Raw genomic sequence first — 17,505 nt, forward strand, 5'->3', positions numbered from 1 at the left:
TTCACGATCCCGAGGAGTATTTAGCTCAAAGCTGCCATTCATGGATTTGATAGTCTTTTTGCTTTTACCATTACGGCGGTTTGCGGTGATATCCTGTTTGAGGTGGGAATCCAGTTCTGCTTCAAGAGCTGCCTCGGTGAGCTGTTTGATCAGCGGAGTAAGGATACCCTCCTTACCCATGAGAGCCTTGCCCTCCTGGAGGTCTTTAAGGGCACGGTTAAAATCGAATTCTGGTTGATCTTCTGTCATGTCAGTCTCCTTTGTCAGCTGTATATATCAGCTCTTGTTAACTGACACAAAATTTTGAACGCCCTCAATGGTGGTCAGTAAATTTGTTTAACATACCGCTTTGAGCGGTCCAAAATCTAAAGCCACCGGCTTTGCCGGTGGATACTTACTCATCACAGGCTTTTCCCCAGATATGTCAAACTGTCAACTTGAACCGCAATACTGACGAATTGTCGCAGATTCTTACAGGTATCAATCGATTTGTACGATATAACCCCTTTAAAAAGCTAGCCACTGCTGTACATCTATCCGCCAAAAGAATTTCTCGATGTTTTTCTTTAATCAATCCCGTTACTCCTTTCGTACTCTCACCAGTTTCAAGGATATCTTGAGAATCCCCCTTACACATCTGGTCCCTGTTCATGGTATATTTCCGGATAATCCAGCCATACACTGTACCGTGACCCGGGCCTTCCCATTGAGGATCAACACCACCCGGATGTTATCAATGAGGGAAAAAACTATGACCGGAGTTTCTATCCTGCTTGTAGATGATGAAAAAGACTATATCGAAACGCTTGGAGTCCGATTACACCAAAGAGGCATAGTTACAGACTGTGCATTTTCAGGACCGGATGCTCTACTTTATTTAAGCAAGGAGAAGAGTATCGATGTTGTTCTTCTTGACATCGCCATGCCAGGCCAAAATGGCCTGACGACGTTACAGCAGATCAAGAGCCAACACCCTCTTGTCGAGGTGATCATGCTCACCGGTCAAGCCACGGTGCATTCGGCGGTCGAAGCGATAAAACATGGTGCCACTGATTTCCTTACCAAGCCATGTGACTTTGAGACGCTTATCGCCACAGTTGAAAAGGCGGCGGCAAGAAGGCATGAACGTCAAATGAAGATTCTTGATATTCGTATGCAGCCTTACCTGACAGACATTGAACGCAAAGAACAGATACGGCAGGTTCTGGAAAAGTAATCACAAACAGCCTCCAACAAGATGTGGCAAGGGACCAGAAATGTGTCCCGTCGTCCTCCCCTGAACGAGTTTTCCGTGCATCGTGGAAGTACATTGTGTAGATACATCTATTCGCTGTTTTGCTGAATCAGCACGCCTGGAGCATAGGCCAGCCACAACCAATGACAAAATCGGAGCTTTTACAGGCAAACTAAGCCGTATCGGCCAGAATCAATGGAATCATTCATCTATCAAATGACGTTCATCGTCACTTTTGTCAGCATCAGCATTCTTGCCATCAGAAAGTCGATGCAAGTGGCATCGACGGATGATTTCGCAGTTGCCGGCCGAACACTCAACGCTCCAGGAGTCTCCTGGATCATCATCGGCACCCTGGTTGGCGGGGTTTCTACTATCGGCACAGTCCAAACCGCCTACACCCACGGCATATCCGCCGCCATTTTCACCTTCGGCAGCGGTGTCTCCTGTTTTTTACTCGGTTGCTTCTTTGCAAAAGCCCTGCGGGAAGAAGGTGTTGTGACCGTCTCTGAATACCTGGGAAAATTCTTTGGTCGTAATTTCAGATATTACAGTAGTGCTATCAACTCCCTGGGGATGTTCATTCACGTAGTCGGTCAGTTTCTTGCCTCTATCGCCATATTGCAGGCAGTGTTTGCTCTAGGCGACACCTTGTCGGTTCTGCTCACCATGCTGCTCATCGGCATTTTCGTCATCTCCGGCGGCATTGCCGGGGCGGGACTGATCGGGAAGATAAAGTTTTTCATGCTGTATCTCATCATGATCATCAGCGCCGGCGTAGCGCTCTACAATGGTGGCGGCCTGCCGAAAATACTCTCGCAGCTGCCCCAGGATATAGATATGCTTGGCTTTGCCGATTATGGCATAAAAACCGCCACTGTTGATATGTTCTCAATGATAGTTGGCGTTCTCTCAACCCAGATTTATCTCCAAGCGATTTTTTCTGCCAGGAATATCCGGGAAGCTCGAAACGGTGCTTTTTTAAGCGCGGTCATAATCCCACCAATCGGAGTTTTCGGCATTGTCGTAGGACTGTATCTGCGGGCCAATCATCCAGAGATTTCGGCAAATCCAGCTCAAGCACTCCCCTATTTTCTTCATCAGTGTTTTCCACCAGTTATTGCAGCATTATTCTCCGCTGGCATCCTACTGGTGGTTCTCGGCACCGGTGCCGGCCTGGTATTGGGTGTGACCACCAACCTTTTTCATGATTTCCTTCAAGGTCGGGCTGGAATGCTCCAGCGGATCAGACCGATCCGCCTCATCCGGATGTCAACATGCGCCGTACTTGTGCTTGCCTCAATGCTCGTTTTCACGGGCCTTGATTCAACCATCCTCAAATGGAGCTACATGTCAATGGGACTTCGGGGATCAACAGTATTCGCAGGCCTGTTCATCGTTATCTTTTTCAAACGTTTTGCCGAATCAAAAGTACTGCTGATGTTGCTCTATTGCCTGCCAATTCTATATGTTCTCCTGAATATTTAATCATCGGTCGATACAGGATTTTTTACCTGACGAGGAAACAGAACATGGATGTTTGCGACCAAACGCCACTACAGGCTGTGCTCCTGGAAATCGGCAGGGAACTGGAATCGTGCAAAGGTGAAGGGAACGTTGCCGACTATATCCCTGAACTTGGCAATGTCAATCCGGATAAGTTCGGCATCCATCTCACCACACTGGCAAGCGAGCATTTCGCTTACGGTGATACAGAGGAAAAGTTCTCCATTCAGAGCATTTCCAAGGTTTTTTCGCTGGCCCTCGTTTTTGAGCGGGAAGGTGAACGCCTCTGGCAACGCGTGGGGGTCGAGCCCTCCGGCAACCCGTTCAACTCACTTTCCCAGTTGGAATACGAAGCAGGAATCCCACGTAATCCGTTTATCAACGCCGGCGCTCTGGTAATCTGCGACCACCTGATCAGCCACTGCTCCATGCCGAAACAGACGATGATGGGCTTTTTCAGAACCTTAGCGGGCAACCCGCTCATCGGTTTCAATCAGCGGGTTTATGAATCTGAAAAAGCTCACAGCTATCGGAACCGTGCCCTGATAAACCTAATGAAATCATATGGGAATATCACCAACGACCTTGAGCTGGTACTTGATCTCTATTTCTTCATCTGCTCGATCGAGATGACCTGTAGGGAACTTGCCCAAGCGGCCTCGTTTCTTGCCAATAGTGGAGTCAACCCGCTCACACGGCAACAAGTCGTCAGCAGTAGTAAGGCAAAACGAATCAACACGATTATGCAGCTATGTGGTTTCTATGATGAAGCCGGAGAGTTTTCCTTCAAGGTCGGCCTGCCAGGAAAAAGTGGGGTCGGCGGCGGGATCATGGCTGTTCATCCTGGAAAATACAGTATCGCCGCCTGGAGTCCAAGACTGAACGCCAAGGGCAACTCCTGTCTGGCAATGAAGGCTCTTGAGCTATTTACCACCAGAACAAAGATGTCGATTTTCTAAGATAGATTCTTCGTTGCTGAGCCAATCTCGCTCATTGCTCAAAGAATAGCTTTATGTGTGATTCTTACGACTCTTTTTACGCTGCAACAGCCTGATTATTGTTACACCAATAATCATACTGCCGAGCAACGGCATACTATCAACAACATCATGTATTACCGTGGGGTTAGGAAACATATACTTCATGAATGTGGGAGCACCAAAACATACTGCAGCAACAACAATACCATAGATAAGTTCCTTAATTACTCCAGTATCTATATTTTTCATAGCCAGTCGTCTCCCGTCTCACTATTCATATTTCTGTAGGTCGGCTCATTCTTCTCACAACGCTACAGTTCAACCAAAAACTATTTGGGGTCGGCTTAGCGAAACCAGTATACTCCAAGTGCTCTACACCCAGTTTGCCACGCTTTGGGAAGAAACGCTTGAAAAGCAGCAAACACCACAGAAATGCCGGAGTGGCAATCGTCCCTAATCGTTTAGATATAAGCTCCAGACCCGAGGTTTTCGAACAAAGATCGCGTCTCGGAGATTGGAAGAGTGACCTTGTGCATGGTGTCAATGCAAGTATGGTTATATTGGTTGACCAGACAAGTCTTTTTACCTTGGCTCAACGTGTGAATCCTAAAAGCAAAGAAGCTGTGGTTTCCCCCCTGTCCACCATTTTGGAGAAAGATCAATGTATAAGAAATTGCAAACTCTCCACAGCCTAACACGCCCAAGACTGTAAATCTATAATATATTTGGATTATAACATAATTATAATACCGAAAATACGCAGGTTATGGCGAGAGCCAATTTGGCTTCAACAGGCAACAAACTACAAAGAGCAACTGTGAGGGATCTTCGGAAGGGCTTTGAAACAAGAAAGGGCTTGCGTTTTCACGCAAGCCCTTGATATTACTGGTGGACGAGATGGGATTCGAACCCATGACCTTTGGCTTCGGAGGCCAACACTCTATCCAGCTGAGCTACCCGTCCTGAATACATAATGAGTCATATCTGGAGAGCAGAATAGATTACCATAAAACGTATACGCTGCAAGAAAAATCCACTTTCAGAGCACTTTTTTGGCGAGACGCTCATGCTCGTTTTCAGGCGTTTAGAGTAGCCCTTGTTTCAGTTTATCCAGGTACTCCTCCCATTCGAGAGGCAAAAGACTATTCTTCTGGGTATTGCACTCTTTACATGACGGAACAAGATTGTCCTTGGTACTGCGCCCACCACGAGCCAGGGGGATAAGATGATCCATTGTCAGCTGTTTATAGGGAAACTTGCGGCCACAATAATAGCAAAGCCCGCTGGAGGTTTTCTGCTGCCACCAGCGGCTTTTCCTGAGTTCTCGGGCTTTAGCACGTTCTGTGCGGATTGTTGCATCATCCACACCGTCCATATCGAAATACTCCATCAGTCCCCCACGATCTCACCAACTAGCAATTTTCGCACTGCCCCCACAAGATAGAGCGAGCCGGCCACGACAACCATATCCTCTCGGGCTGCTCTTTTTTCCGCCTCGCGCAAAGCCTCTGCCACATCCCTGACCAGCACACCCTTGTCACGGGCCGATTCAGGAAGACAGGCCAGCAGTTGCTCCGGTTCTGCAGAGCGCTCACCATCAGGCCGGGTGAGAATAAACGTATCCACCAGCGGCAGCATGCTGTTTAAGCCTGCGGCGATATCTTTATCGATCATCGCGCCCCAGACCATGATCAACTTTCGATAGTCGTACTCTTCTGAAAGAGTCATCGCCAGATTCTTTACGCCAGCTGGGTTGTGGGCCCCGTCCAACAGATAGCGAACTACGTTGTCACCACCTTCACTTGCAGTTGCAAAGCGCTGACGAGAATCACGATCAAGTACAATGTACTCCAAGCGGCCCGGCCAAGCCACTGAGGCAAGTCCCTCTCGTAAACTATTTTCCGGAACACTGTAGCCGTACTGTTTCAGCAGTTCCAGGACAGCAATCACAAGCGATGCGTTCTCCCGTTGGTAGGCACCACGCATGGAACATTGCAACCGGTCAATAACGGTTTCTGCCGAATCAATTTTCCCCTGCCAGCACCAGTCGTCATTGGACTCACCGGCATAGTTAAAATCGCGCTCCAGCAGGTACAACGCACTACCAAGGTCTTTGGCCGTCGTCTGTAGAACCTGAACAACTTCGGTCTGCCCGCCTGTAGCCACTACCGGAACACCCGGCTTGATAATGCCTGCCTTCTCGCCTGCCACTGCAGACAGGGTGTCACCGAGATAGGCCTCATGGTCCATACTGATACTGGTAATTACAGACACCAGCGGCGTCACCACATTCGTCGCGTCGAGTCGACCGCCAAGACCCGTTTCAAGAATCACCAGATCGAGATTTGATTCGGCAAACCAGAGAAACGCCAATGCGGTGGTGAACTCGAAATAGGTAATCTGATCCTCACCGAGCGCAGCAATAAGGCGCTCACTTAAACGGGCAAACTCTTCTTCGGAGATAAAGCCGTCGCTTGTGCGGAAGCGTTCACGCACAGAGCTTAAATGCGGTGAGGTAAAGAGTCCGACCCGATAACCGGCCCGTCCAAGGACCTCCAGCATCGATGCGCTTACGGAACCCTTTCCGTTGGTACCGGCGACATGAATGATCTTCAACCGCTGCTCAGGCTGGCCGATTTTGGCGAGAAAATCGCGCATCGCCTCAAGACCGAGCTTGATCTTGTGCATTTGCAGGTTATTCAAAAAGGTGAGTGTTTCTTGATAGTTCATTGTCATAGGTCAATTCGTAACTCACAACCTTGGGTTAAAAACAGGCGAAGCAGACGCCATGGACGCCTGCCTCGAATTGATAGAATGTCTTCTGCGCACACTTTACATGATTTTCAGTTTCGCATAATCAAGATGCAAGGTTTTAATGCCGTGCCGGTCAAACAACACATCAAGCGAACTTGGCGCAGATGTTTTCTTGACCGTACCGATACCAAAAAACGGATGCTGCACCTTCGTTCCTACAGGCAGATCCTTGAGCGTCAGCTTCTTCTCACGCTTAGGTCTATTGGAGAGCACCGGTGGTTCATAACGGGTCGCCGGCCGGTAATAGCCGGATGTGTCACCACCGCTCTCCACCCTCTCATACAATCCCGGGCTGATCTCAGCCAGAAACGGTGACATACCGACCCGCCGGAACTGCCGGTCCGGGGTCATGAGCTCTCTCGGGTAGGTAAGATAGAGATGCTGCCGTGCCCGGGTCGCCGCCACATAGAGTAGCCGTCGTTCCTCTTCCCACTGCTCCCCCTGAGCAGCAGAACCATGCGGGAAACGGCCATCGGCAAGACCGATCACAAATACTGCATCGAATTCAAGCCCCTTGGCCGAATGGATGGTGGAAAGGATCACTTTCTCGCCGCCGCTGTCTCCTTCGACAGTGCTGTCATCGGGCGGGTCAAGGGCTGTATCGTCAATAAAAGACTGTAATTCACTATAGCCCGCCATGATCGACTTGAGTTGATCGAGATCCTTCTGCCGCTTGGGAAAATCGTCGGCATAGAGGTGCTGGAAGATGGGCTCATAATAGCCCATGACGATCTCATAGAGCCCGGATGGACTCTGGCCACTGTCATGCAGGTCAATAAAGAGCTGACTGAGCTTTGCTATCCCCTGCTTCGAACTGCCGCCGGCCGGATATTTACGAAGAGCCTCAAAGGGATTCGCGGCAGTGGCAATGGCGGCAGTGATTTTCTGGGCCGTTTTTGGACCGACCTTATCGAGTTGCAGGAAAATCCTGTTCCAGGAAAGGTTGTCCTGCGGGTTGACCAGGAGCCGTAAAAACGCAAGAACATCCTTCATGTGCGCCGATTCGGTCAGTTTCAGGCCTCCGCGCTTTTCAAAGTCGAGTCCTTCGGTGTTTAGCTCCATCTCCAGTTTGTAGGAATGGAAGCCGGAGCGAAACAGGACTGCGATCTCTTCAAGCGGTGTGCCGCTTCGACGCAGTTCGTTGATTTTCCGCACGACAAACCGCGCCTCATCCCGCTCGTCCCGCACACCGCAGACTCTGGGCTTTAAATCACCTGCAATACGGGTGAACAGGGTCTTGGTGTACTTTTCGGTGGCGTTGTTGATGATGTCGTTGGTAAGCGACAAAATCGGCTGGCAGGACCGATAATTCTCTTCGAGCTTTACGATACGGCAGTCCGGAAATACCTTGGGAAAGCGCATGATATTATAGAAGTCCGCGCCGCGAAACGCGTAAATCGACTGGGAGTCGTCCCCCACCACCATTACGTTATTATGGGTGTGCGCACAGAGCCGGACAATATCCGCCTGAATAAGGTTCGTATCCTGATATTCGTCGACCATGATATGGGAGAAGCGGCGGGAAATCGTCTCGCGCACGTCAGGTGCCTCTTCAAGGAGTCGCTTCCAGTTGACCAGCAGGTCATCATAGTCCATCAGGCCATGATCATATTTGAACGTCTGGTAGTGTTGCTCCAGTTTGACGATATCATCGAGATGATCAGTGAGATGGGCGTACTGTTCGGTGACGAGGTCCTCGAGTTTCAGCGACTTGTTGATCGAGCCGCTGATCATATTAAGGATAACCCGCTTTGAGGGAAACTGTTTATTCTTGCCGGTAAAACCCAGTGAGGACTTCAGAAGATTGACAATACCTTCAGCGTCGGCGCGATCGATAATGGTAAAGCTCGAACCATAGCCAATATGGCCGCCATAGCGTCTGAGCAATAGATTGGCCACGCTGTGAAAGGTACCGCCCGTGACCCGACTACAGGATTCATTGAGCAGTCGGCCGGCTCGCCACAGCATTTCCTGGCTTGCTTTCCGGGTAAAGGTGAGCAACAAAATCGACTCCGGCGCCACCCCATTCTCGATAAGGTGGGCAACCCGATACACGAGGGTCCGGGTTTTGCCGCTGCCGGCACCGGCAATGACCAGTACTGGTCCGTCTATGGTGGTTACCGCCTGATACTGCGCTTCATTAAGATCATCGAGATTGACGCCGACTGTCGCCGGTCGCCGATATCCCGGCACCAGTTCGTTGTCATCGGTTTCGCTGAAAGGTGCGAAAAGCGATGGTTGGGCCTTTTGGGTCATTGAAGTTTCCTAAGCATCCTGCATTTTTTTGGGCTTTCGATAAACCCATCTTTTCTTATGGCGGCACCTTACCACAGCCTCCCACCACTGGCAACGCCGGTTGACAAATGGCGCACCGTTTGTATAGTAGGCTGGACTTACCATAGGTAGCAGGGGAGCCCTGCATTTCTCTGACCTTAGATGACCTCAACTGGATATTTACATGGCACCGGATTCTTTTGAAAACGTCTTCACCCCCGATACCCTGCTGAAGCTTTTTCCGCGTGAACGAGCCGATGAATTTTTCGATGCACTTTTCGGAGACGCCAGTGAAGGCGCCTACGACATCTCGCTTGGCTATCGCAGCGCGGACCACAACACCCTCATAATGGAACTTCAGCTGCACGAACGACCGGGACGATGCCTGGCCTGCAATTTAACCCACGGCCTGCCGCAGGTCTTTTCTCGTCACCCGATCATTAATGTCAACGGACTCGTCAAAGAGATCGACACACTGCTGGGTGACACCGTCAGTTGTAAGGACTGGTCACTGGGTTATACCGAGCAGCGTGGCCGTTCACTTCATGTGATCCCGATTAAGATCAGCCTGGAACATTGATTTTCAACCCATTTCTTTCGCAAACCTGAAAATTCCAAACAGCGTAACGCAAAAGAGCCGGCTCCCGATATCGGGAGCCGGCTCTTGTATCTTTGCCTGCAAAACGAGAGGCTATTTTATTGCCACTCGTGAACGGCCTTCGGCTTTTGCATGGTACAGAATATCATCAGCGCGCTCCAGCCAGACATTAAGGCTTTCACCATCCTGCAGTTCGGCAAGGCCGATGCTCACGCCAAGCTTGGTATTCTTGTCAGCGTAGACATTCAGTCCGTCCACCGCGGCACAGAGCCGTTCGGCCAGATATCTTGCATTTTTCTTATCGGTATCTTCCAGGACAGCCAGAAACTCATCACCACCCATCCGCACCAGCAGATCGGTTGAACGGACAGCACTTTTAAACTCCCGGGCTACCATCTTCAACACTTCGTCGCCGGCCTGATGACCAAGGTTATCGTTGATCTGCTTGAAGCGGTCAAGATCCATGGTGATGATTGTCAGGGGCCGATTGTACCGGCGCGAACTCTCGATCATGCCGTTAATGCGATCCTCAAAAACGCGTCTATTATAAAGACCGGTAAGGGGATCATTCGAGGCACGCTCAAACAGGTCCTCATACTGCAGACCACGCTGGAGCGAATCAGCCAGAACATCAAGAGAATCGTTGATGAGGTTCAGTTCATCGGTGGCAAGCTGCCGACCTTCTTTCAAAATCAGTAGAATTCCAGCATCATCAATGGCCTCAAACAGCCATTTATGAGCGAAGTGACCGTCGTTACTGACACATTCGCCGTCGGTAAGCTTTTCCTGCTGGATAAGTTCTTCGGCAAAGGCAATGGCTTTACGCCTGCTTGGCCCGTGACCGGAACAGAACAGATGCTTTTTGTTGCGGGCGGCATTGCTATACCCGATCAGTTCATGCTCAACAAGCGGCATTAACCAGATAGAATAGGCCTCAATCATTCCGGTGATACTGAGAACTCCCGCCATCCGGCCATGTAACTGGTTCATCAGGTCGAGACGCTGTGACTGCCGCTTCAGAATATCGAGCTCAAATAAAACCTTGTCGATTTCGACCAACTCGGGCCGTGATGACAAGAATCCTGTTTCATTTGTAGTAGCACTCATATCCATCCCTTACAATTTTCGTGGTTACAGAGGTTTTTTTTCATATAGCCCTTTATCGACCAATCGGCTCAAAATCTTTACTGCTTTTTTTGAAAATTGTTCTGGCTGAATGTCTTGAAGATGCTAGTACTCAATACAAAATTCTATCATTACGAGATATTTTTCCAACATGCCGCTATCATCCGGACATGTACTACACTGTATCCTTTGCCACGTATCCTCCTGAGCAATCATCGAACATTAAAATCCCTTTCCTCTCCGCCACTTCTGTAGTAATCATTTACCTGGAAAAGATAACGACAGCCAACCGTCGAACGATTTGGGTACTTTCTCAATCCCCTGAAATCCTCACACATTGTGTAATGCATCTTGAAAAACAAATAGGCCAGCTCCTGATTGTCGGCATGCAGGGCCCCCTTGTCACCACCAATAGCCCCATCATCCGTGATATTCACACCAGAAACCTCGGTGGAGTAATCCTGTTTGACCGGTTCCTCCACGAAAAACAACCGGATAACAATATCATTTCCCACCAACAGGTGAAAAAGCTGGTACACGATCTGCGGGATAACGCCGAGAGGCCGTTACTGATAGCTGTTGATCAGGAGGGAGGGAGGGTAAATCGATTCAAAGCAGAACGGGGTTTTCCGGTTACGCCTACGGCGGGTAAACTGGGACAGACGACGGGCACTGAGCAGACGACAATTGCGGCGGAACAGACCGCAGCAATGCTGGCCAGCCTCGGTATCAACCTCAACCTGGCGCCAGTGGTGGATCTCGACATCTTTCCGGACAACCCCATCATCGGCCGACACCAGCGCAGCTTTTCCAGCGATCCTGCCGAGGTGACCGCCCACGCCATGGCCTGGATCACCGCTCACCGGCAACACAGGGTAAAGACCTGTATCAAACATTTTCCGGGCCATGGCAGTGCCCACGCTGATTCACATCTCGGTTTTGTCGATATCAGCAACCACTGGCACAACGACGAGATCATTCCATATCAAAATCTCATAGATCGCGACATGGTCGATGCGGTCATGACCGGGCACCTCTATAATCGAACCCTCGACCAGGACTTTCCGGCAACACTTTCGCACCAAACTGTCAGCGGCCTGCTACGTGCTGAACTGAATTATGACGGGGTAGTCCTTTCCGATGACATGCAGATGCGGGCCATCACCAGTCATTACGGCCTTGAGGAGGCGGTATGCCGAGCGATCAATGCGGGCATCGACCTGCTCATTTTCGGCAACAACCTTGATTACGATCCCGACATCACCAACAAAGCCATCAGAGCCATTATAAAAGGCCTTCGCCACGGCACCATTACTGAGGAGACCCTCACGGCGGCCCTGGAACGAGTGGAGAAGTTCAAACGCTCCCTTACTGTGGAACCGCATTGAGATAAACACTGCTTGTTTTCAGCAAAATTCTGATTACAATCCAGATATCATAGACAAAGTTTTTCAATCGGTTTGCATTACTGCAATGTCGGACACTTCCGAAAATGAAGGGTATCGATCATTTTCAAAATGTTCGGCAACCTCAAACACACTATTTTACAGAAAACGACATGGGCAAACAACAGACACATTCCGTTCTTTTTGGCTATCTCCTCTGGATTTTCGGTTTTTTGGGAATGCACCGTTTCTACTACGGCAAACCGATTTCCGGGACCATCTACTTCTTTACCCTGGGCCTGTTGTTTATCGGCTGGATCGTCGATCTTTTCTTGATCCCAAAGATGGACCGCGAGGCGGATATCCGCTTTATTGAGGGTGACATCGACTACAATATCGCCTGGCTGCTGCTGGCCTTTCTCGGCGTGTTTGGTGTACACCGGATGTACATGGGGAAATGGCTGAGCGGTATCCTCTACCTGCTTACCGGGGGATTTTTCCTTATAGGTGTGATTTACGATCTCTGGACCATGAACGATCAGATCAGCTTACTCAACGGTGCAAGAGCACGAAGCTAACTCCGGCACCGCCGTCTTAACCCTTCATATGCAGGGTGGTGTAGATTACTTTTGACAGCTCCCGCAAGGAGACGGGTTTCATGCAGTATTGTTTGATGCCCGCCTCTTCTGCATCTTCCCGGGATACAGAGTCAGAGTACCCTGTAAAAAGGACAACCGGCAGGTCCTTCCGCACGTTCCTGATCTTTCGTGACAACTCCACGCCAGTCAGCTCCGGCATGGTCAGATCAGTGAGCACAAGGTCATACCCTTCAGGGTTTTCAGCAACCAAGGACAGCGCCGCCACAGGAGAAGTCCTGCCGGTCACCTCATATCCGAGACTGGTCAGCAACTCGCCGGTCACCTGGACGACCTGTGCCTCGTCGTCGACGAGAAGGATTCGACCGCTCCCACGCTGCAGATCGGAAGTAGACACAACCTGATCGATCCTAGTCGGGGCAACGGTTACTGGCAGATACACGTCAAACGTCGTCCCGACACCAACCTCACTGCTCACTTCTATTCTTCCACCCTGCCTGCTGATAATACCGTGCACCATGGCCAAGCCCATTCCGGTGCCGTGACTCTTTTCTTTGGTGGTAAAGTAAGGTTCGAAGATTCTGTCAAGCAGCTCGGGCTGGATGCCGCAGCCGGTATCGGCAATGCTGAGTCGAAGCCACTCCTGGCCGTCCTGATCCTTGCCACCCGAAGCCAGGGTAACCGAGAGTGTACCGTGACCACCAGCCATGGCATGGGCACTGTTGGTACAAAGATTGATGAGAATTTGATGAATCTGGACAGGATCGACCGAAACGATGCCGCACTGTTCATCGATCTGTTCCTTGATGGTAATGGTAGAGGGCAGAGTCACCCGCATCAGCTTCATCACCTCTTTGACGATGGGATGGATATACTGGAGACTCGCCTTCTGCTCGCTGGAACGGGAAAAGGTAAGAATCTGCTCCACCAGCTTTTTGGCACGTTTGGCCGCTTTAAGTATACCTTCGACAAATTCCAGGTTCGCCTTATCAGCCTCCCCGCTTTGCATGAGCTTGAAACGCAAGATTTCCGAATACCCCATGATCGGCGTCAACACGTTGTTAAAGTCATGGGCTATACCTCCGGCAAGGGTGCCTATGGCTTCCATCTTCTGACTGTGGCGAAGCTGTCTCTCAAGATTGGTGGTTTCGGTGACGTCACGACCGATGACCACTGCTGAAGTCACTTTACCGGAACTGTCTTTAACTGGGGTACTGGTCAGCTCGTACACGCGTTCCTCGCCAGTCGAGGTACACATTTCAAACTGTCGGATAGTCGACTGGACATTGCCAGTTTCCAGACTTGCGGGCACCGCACAAGAGTTGCAGGATTGCTCTTTTTGACAGAATATCTGATGACAGGTCTTCCCCACAGGGTTCGGGTGCAGGTCTCGGACCCGGTCGTTGGCCCAGACAACCTTTTCATTGATGTCAAAGAGACAGACAATACCAGGAAAGCCCTCAAGGATAGCGTGTTTTTCCGATTCGCTGACATGGAGGGCATCTTTCACCTCTGCCAGTTCGGAAAGATCGGCCATGGCGACAAGAATGCCCCCCATGCCTTGCGGAGTATCGGGAACGACCGTTTTTTTCAATACTACACGGCGGCTTTCACCAGACGCCAGGAAAATCTCTGCAGGCCTGGACACAGATCCGCCGACCTCAAGAAGACGACGATCTTCTGCGCAAAACTCGTTAGCATCGTCACGGATTAACAGGTTATAAATCCCCCTTCCGAGATACGTGTCAGCGTTACCGCCAAGCAGCGTGTAAAATGCCCTGTTGCCAACCCGGAAGCTGCCGTCTCTATCGATAAAAAAGCTGGGCACCCCAAGCAGGTCAAGCATTTCCCATGCCGGTACATCAAGGTGAGCCGCATCTCCAGCCCGTTGTGACGCTTCAACGTCCGAATGGAAATTGCCTGTATTTTTCGATACTGTCGTTTTTGTCATAACTCTCTACAGCCTTTTGTACACCTATTTTCAGGACCACGCCATTTTACGCAGCAACCGGTAAATCTAGCTGGTTACGCCCACCATTACAATGGGTTTATGGGGCGGAAATACCTTTCCCCCCTTTTTCTTGACTCTTGGCGAATGAACCGGTATTACTTTTGGCGCTGCTCTGGACTGCCACGTTCAGACCGTTTCAACCTGCATTTACCTTCAGCAACACCATTTGACATGACAGAAAAGACCACACCAACACCACGCCCGGAGAAGCCGGAAATCGATTACCCGTGTAACTGGGTATATAAAGTTATCGGAGAAGACATCCAGATCTTGAAAGAGCTGATTGTCACCGCCTGCGCCCCAGCAAATGTGAGCATCACTCATTCAAATTCCAGCTCAGGCGGTAAATATCACAGCTTAAATGCCGTACTACTTGTTGAAAGCGAAGAGATGCGTCTGCAGATTTACGAACTTCTGAAGAGCCACCCGGCGGTAAAAATCGTCCTCTAAGTTTACCAATAGTAACTCGTTCCCAAAATACCATGACCCAAGACAATCCCGAAAAACAGTCCCAACTCATCAACGTCCTGCGAGAAGGGGTGAGTGTGGTGCAGATGATCCTTTTCAAAGAGTTACGAAAGCAGCTCGCCACCCATCACCCGGACAGAGAACCAACATTTATCGCGATGCTGACAGGGACACTGGTCAATGAAATCTTTGCATCGCCCAATATGGAAGAACGGTTTGTCTCCTTTAGAAACGAGAACCGTGCAATTATCGAACAGGAATTATTGAGCGTAAAGGAGCACCAGACAACACTGCTGCCCGCCCTCACCGATACCCTGCGCATTCTCTCGCTCTGTGACAACCAGGAAGGCCTCGATTCCACCCACATCCTGACCCAGGCCAATAAACTGGGGATCCTGATCGTGGATCGTCCTGTACCAATGCCTTCGACCTTTATGACCCTGGTACGTGGTCTGGGCGAGCAGCACGGCCTCATTATCGCCCCAGTGCAGATCACCCCGGAAGAAGATAGCACCATTCATTGAGTGGCCACTTATATCATTTTTCGATTTTGACCTGCACCACCCCCCGAACAGAATTAACCAGGAAAACTGCCTCAGCCTGAAAAATATCGGTGGGAAAAAGAATCCGTTCTTCCACCTTCACCGACGGATCGGCCAGCAGTTGCTTACGCATAACTCCTGCCAGCAAACCGCAGGAGACAGGGGGCGTCAGATAAGAGCCTTCTCGATAGATCACTACATTGGTGATAGAGCCTTCCGTCACCTCCCCCTTGTCGTTTACAAAGATCTGATCAAAATATCCCGCCTTCTGGGCAGCAGCAAAACCTTGGTCGTAGATTTTTCGCCGGGTAGTCTTGTGCATCAGCCAGCACTGACTCGCATCGGTGGCCAGCGTGGAAAAAGCCACCGTCGGAAGAGTCGCGTAAGACGACAAATCGGGACGATCGGGCAGTCGAGTGTGCTTCGGCAACTCACAGGGTTGCGATGTGATGGTGACAACACCGTCTTTGGCAAGAGTCAGCCGCACCCGTCGCACGTCCTCGAACGTCAATGCCTGTGTTTCGAGTTGTTGTATCAGCTGATCACGATCATAGGAAAAATAGAAGTACTCCGCAGAGGCGGCAAGCCGTTCAAGATGCTCGTCCATAAGCCAGTAGCCCAACCCTGGCCGCCACAACAGGGTCTCAATCAGCTGGAAATCCGGACTGGGACTTGTCAAAAAACGCCCTTTCAACAAACATTCTTTCCATTCGTCATGAGGATCCGAGTCGTGGGTAATACCGCCACCAATACCCATCTCACCGGAATTGCCATCAAACACCAGTGTCCTGATTGGCACATTGAACACCGCCTCGCCCTCCGGGGAAAGAAAACCGATAGCACCAGTATAGACCCCGCGTGATTCCTTTTCCAGTTCGTCAATAATTTCCATGGTACGGATCTTAGGTGCCCCGGTTACTGAACCACAGGGAAACAGTGCCTGAAAAAGAGAGACAAGCGATACACTATTGACGGCCCCCTCCTCCGTCTTACCGTCAATGGTGGAGGTCATCTGCAACAGGCTCTCATAGGCTTCCACATCAAAGAGCGATCTGACCTTCACCTCCCCACCACCGGCATCATGCATAACTCGTCCGAGGTCATTTCTTAAAAGGTCAACAATCATCACGTTCTCGCTGCGATTCTTCTGGTCTTGGTAAAGAAAAGCCCTGGCTGCAGCATCCTCCTCGGGATTGCGGCCACGCTTCAAGGTCCCTTTCATTGGTCGCACGGTGAGCCCATCAGCGTGTCGCCGGAAAAACAGTTCGGGCGAAAAAGACATCACTCGCCGATCACCCCAACGAAGATAGGCTCCATAGGCCACAGACTGATTGCGTCGCAAGACACGATACAGCGCATCATGTGAACCACTGAGCGAAAAGAGCAATTTGAGCGTATAGTTTACCTGGTAGGTATCCCCGGCCCGGATATACTCAAGCACAGCATCAAGAGCCTCAAGGTACTCATCTTCCGTCACATTTGGTCGAATTCCCGAAATCTCGTAATCACCAAATTCCAACGGTGTTTCTTGCGGGAAATCGCAGTTTCCATTTTTATGGTCGAACTGGAGTGGTTTCTCATACACGGAGAGGTCAGCAACCGTCCCCGATTTTTTTTGCGGCACACTGGTTAGACCACGGGCTTTTCTGACCAGCATGCCTCCGAACTCATATCCAACCCAACCTGCTATGTAATAGCCTCGCTCCAACCATTTCTGCACCATTTCCAGAAATTGCTCCGGATCATCCTCCCCACCACACTGTAGCCGTGCAATCGGCGATTCAAACAGGTAGCTGGAACAGTTTTCCTGACACGGCTTAGCAGTGTCAAAAAAAGCAAATTGTTCGGTTTGTGCAAAATGGCCCAACAACCTTTCCAACAACATGTTTGAAACAATATACATATACATCTCCAGAAACCGCGTTTCACTCTTGGTCCCACCATCATACCTATATCTCGAAATGATTGCGAA

At 50.3% G+C, this 17,505-nt stretch carries 16 protein-coding genes and 1 tRNA gene; 8 read left to right on the top strand and 9 right to left on the bottom strand.

The window, feature by feature from the left end; translation table 11 throughout:
* A partial coding sequence (locus BUF15_RS03495; RefSeq protein ID WP_200802324.1) for a transposase occupies positions 1-249 on the bottom strand: 249 nt, incomplete at its 3' end.
* A gap of 487 nt (positions 250-736) precedes the next feature.
* Between BUF15_RS03495 and BUF15_RS03500 the strand changes: the two genes are divergently transcribed.
* The 3 genes from BUF15_RS03500 (at position 737) to BUF15_RS03510 (ending at position 3,699) form a co-directional block, all read left to right on the top strand.
* A complete protein-coding gene (locus tag BUF15_RS03500) occupies positions 737-1,216 on the top strand; it encodes a response regulator (protein ID WP_234981097.1) in 480 nt (159 codons plus the stop codon).
* Positions 1,217-1,429: 213 nt separating this feature from the next.
* Positions 1,430-2,722: a sodium:solute symporter family protein gene (locus tag BUF15_RS03505; protein ID WP_073612084.1), complete on the top strand. Its 1,293-nt coding sequence runs from the start codon at positions 1,430-1,432 to the stop codon at positions 2,720-2,722.
* 44 nt (positions 2,723-2,766) lie between these two features.
* Positions 2,767-3,699 carry a glutaminase gene (locus tag BUF15_RS03510; protein ID WP_073612085.1) on the top strand — a complete coding sequence of 311 codons (933 nt, stop codon included), beginning with the start codon at positions 2,767-2,769 and terminating at the stop codon, positions 3,697-3,699.
* A gap of 51 nt (positions 3,700-3,750) precedes the next feature.
* Here the strand turns inward: BUF15_RS03510 and BUF15_RS03515 are convergent, their stop codons facing one another.
* The 5 genes from BUF15_RS03515 to BUF15_RS03535 all read right to left on the bottom strand — a co-directional run bounded on the left by BUF15_RS03515 (position 3,751) and on the right by BUF15_RS03535 (position 8,790).
* Entirely contained in the window at positions 3,751-3,969 is a 219-nt protein-coding gene (locus BUF15_RS03515) for a hypothetical protein (RefSeq protein ID WP_073612086.1), read from the bottom strand.
* Positions 3,970-4,606: 637 nt separating this feature from the next.
* Positions 4,607-4,683 (bottom strand) — tRNA-Arg (locus BUF15_RS03520).
* Positions 4,684-4,804: 121 nt separating this feature from the next.
* On the bottom strand, positions 4,805-5,110 hold the full coding sequence (locus tag BUF15_RS03525; protein ID WP_073612087.1) for an HNH endonuclease: 306 nt from the start codon (positions 5,108-5,110) through the stop codon (positions 4,805-4,807).
* Positions 5,110-6,456 (bottom strand): bifunctional folylpolyglutamate synthase/dihydrofolate synthase, encoded by a 1,347-nt coding sequence (locus BUF15_RS03530; protein WP_234981098.1) that lies wholly within the window; start codon positions 6,454-6,456, stop codon positions 5,110-5,112. Before BUF15_RS03530 ends, BUF15_RS03525 begins: the two co-directional genes overlap by 1 nt.
* A 96-nt stretch (positions 6,457-6,552) precedes the next feature.
* Positions 6,553-8,790, bottom strand: a complete 2,238-nt coding sequence (locus BUF15_RS03535; RefSeq protein WP_084553448.1) for an ATP-dependent helicase — start codon at positions 8,788-8,790, stop codon at positions 6,553-6,555.
* Positions 8,791-8,992: 202 nt separating this feature from the next.
* On the opposite strand from BUF15_RS03535, the gene BUF15_RS03540 reads away from it, so the two are divergent.
* On the top strand, positions 8,993-9,388 hold the full coding sequence (locus BUF15_RS03540) for a pancreas/duodenum homeobox protein 1 (RefSeq protein WP_073612088.1): 396 nt from the start codon (positions 8,993-8,995) through the stop codon (positions 9,386-9,388).
* 111 nt (positions 9,389-9,499) lie between these two features.
* Here the strand turns inward: BUF15_RS03540 and BUF15_RS03545 are convergent, their stop codons facing one another.
* Complete coding sequence (locus BUF15_RS03545; protein WP_143170627.1) at positions 9,500-10,513, bottom strand: GGDEF domain-containing protein; 1,014 nt, start codon at positions 10,511-10,513, stop codon at positions 9,500-9,502.
* A gap of 362 nt (positions 10,514-10,875) precedes the next feature.
* On the opposite strand from BUF15_RS03545, the gene BUF15_RS03550 reads away from it, so the two are divergent.
* Together BUF15_RS03550 and BUF15_RS03555 are read left to right on the top strand one after the other, a co-directional pair.
* Positions 10,876-11,919 (top strand): glycoside hydrolase family 3 protein, encoded by a 1,044-nt coding sequence (locus BUF15_RS03550; RefSeq protein WP_073612090.1) that lies wholly within the window; start codon positions 10,876-10,878, stop codon positions 11,917-11,919.
* Between the two features lie 170 nt (positions 11,920-12,089).
* Complete coding sequence (locus BUF15_RS03555; protein ID WP_073612091.1) at positions 12,090-12,494, top strand: NINE protein; 405 nt, start codon at positions 12,090-12,092, stop codon at positions 12,492-12,494.
* A 16-nt stretch (positions 12,495-12,510) separates the two neighbouring features.
* Here the strand turns inward: BUF15_RS03555 and BUF15_RS03560 are convergent, their stop codons facing one another.
* Positions 12,511-14,463 (bottom strand): hybrid sensor histidine kinase/response regulator, encoded by a 1,953-nt coding sequence (locus tag BUF15_RS03560; protein WP_084553452.1) that lies wholly within the window; start codon positions 14,461-14,463, stop codon positions 12,511-12,513.
* Positions 14,464-14,694: 231 nt separating this feature from the next.
* Between BUF15_RS03560 and BUF15_RS27010 the strand changes: the two genes are divergently transcribed.
* Positions 14,695-14,973, top strand: a complete 279-nt coding sequence (locus BUF15_RS27010) for an HP0495 family protein (protein WP_073612093.1) — start codon at positions 14,695-14,697, stop codon at positions 14,971-14,973.
* Positions 14,974-15,005: 32 nt separating this feature from the next.
* Complete coding sequence (locus BUF15_RS03570) at positions 15,006-15,515, top strand: hypothetical protein (RefSeq protein WP_073612094.1); 510 nt, start codon at positions 15,006-15,008, stop codon at positions 15,513-15,515.
* Between the two features lie 13 nt (positions 15,516-15,528).
* On the opposite strand, the gene pabB is transcribed toward BUF15_RS03570, so the two are convergent.
* Positions 15,529-17,436, bottom strand: coding sequence for an aminodeoxychorismate synthase component I (gene pabB, locus BUF15_RS03575; protein ID WP_159441214.1), 1,908 nt, complete (start codon positions 17,434-17,436; stop codon positions 15,529-15,531).
* Positions 17,437-17,505: the final 69 nt, after the last annotated feature.

It is taken from the genome of Desulfopila aestuarii DSM 18488, assembly GCF_900143695.1.
GTDB lineage: Bacteria > Desulfobacterota > Desulfobulbia > Desulfobulbales > Desulfocapsaceae > Desulfopila > Desulfopila aestuarii.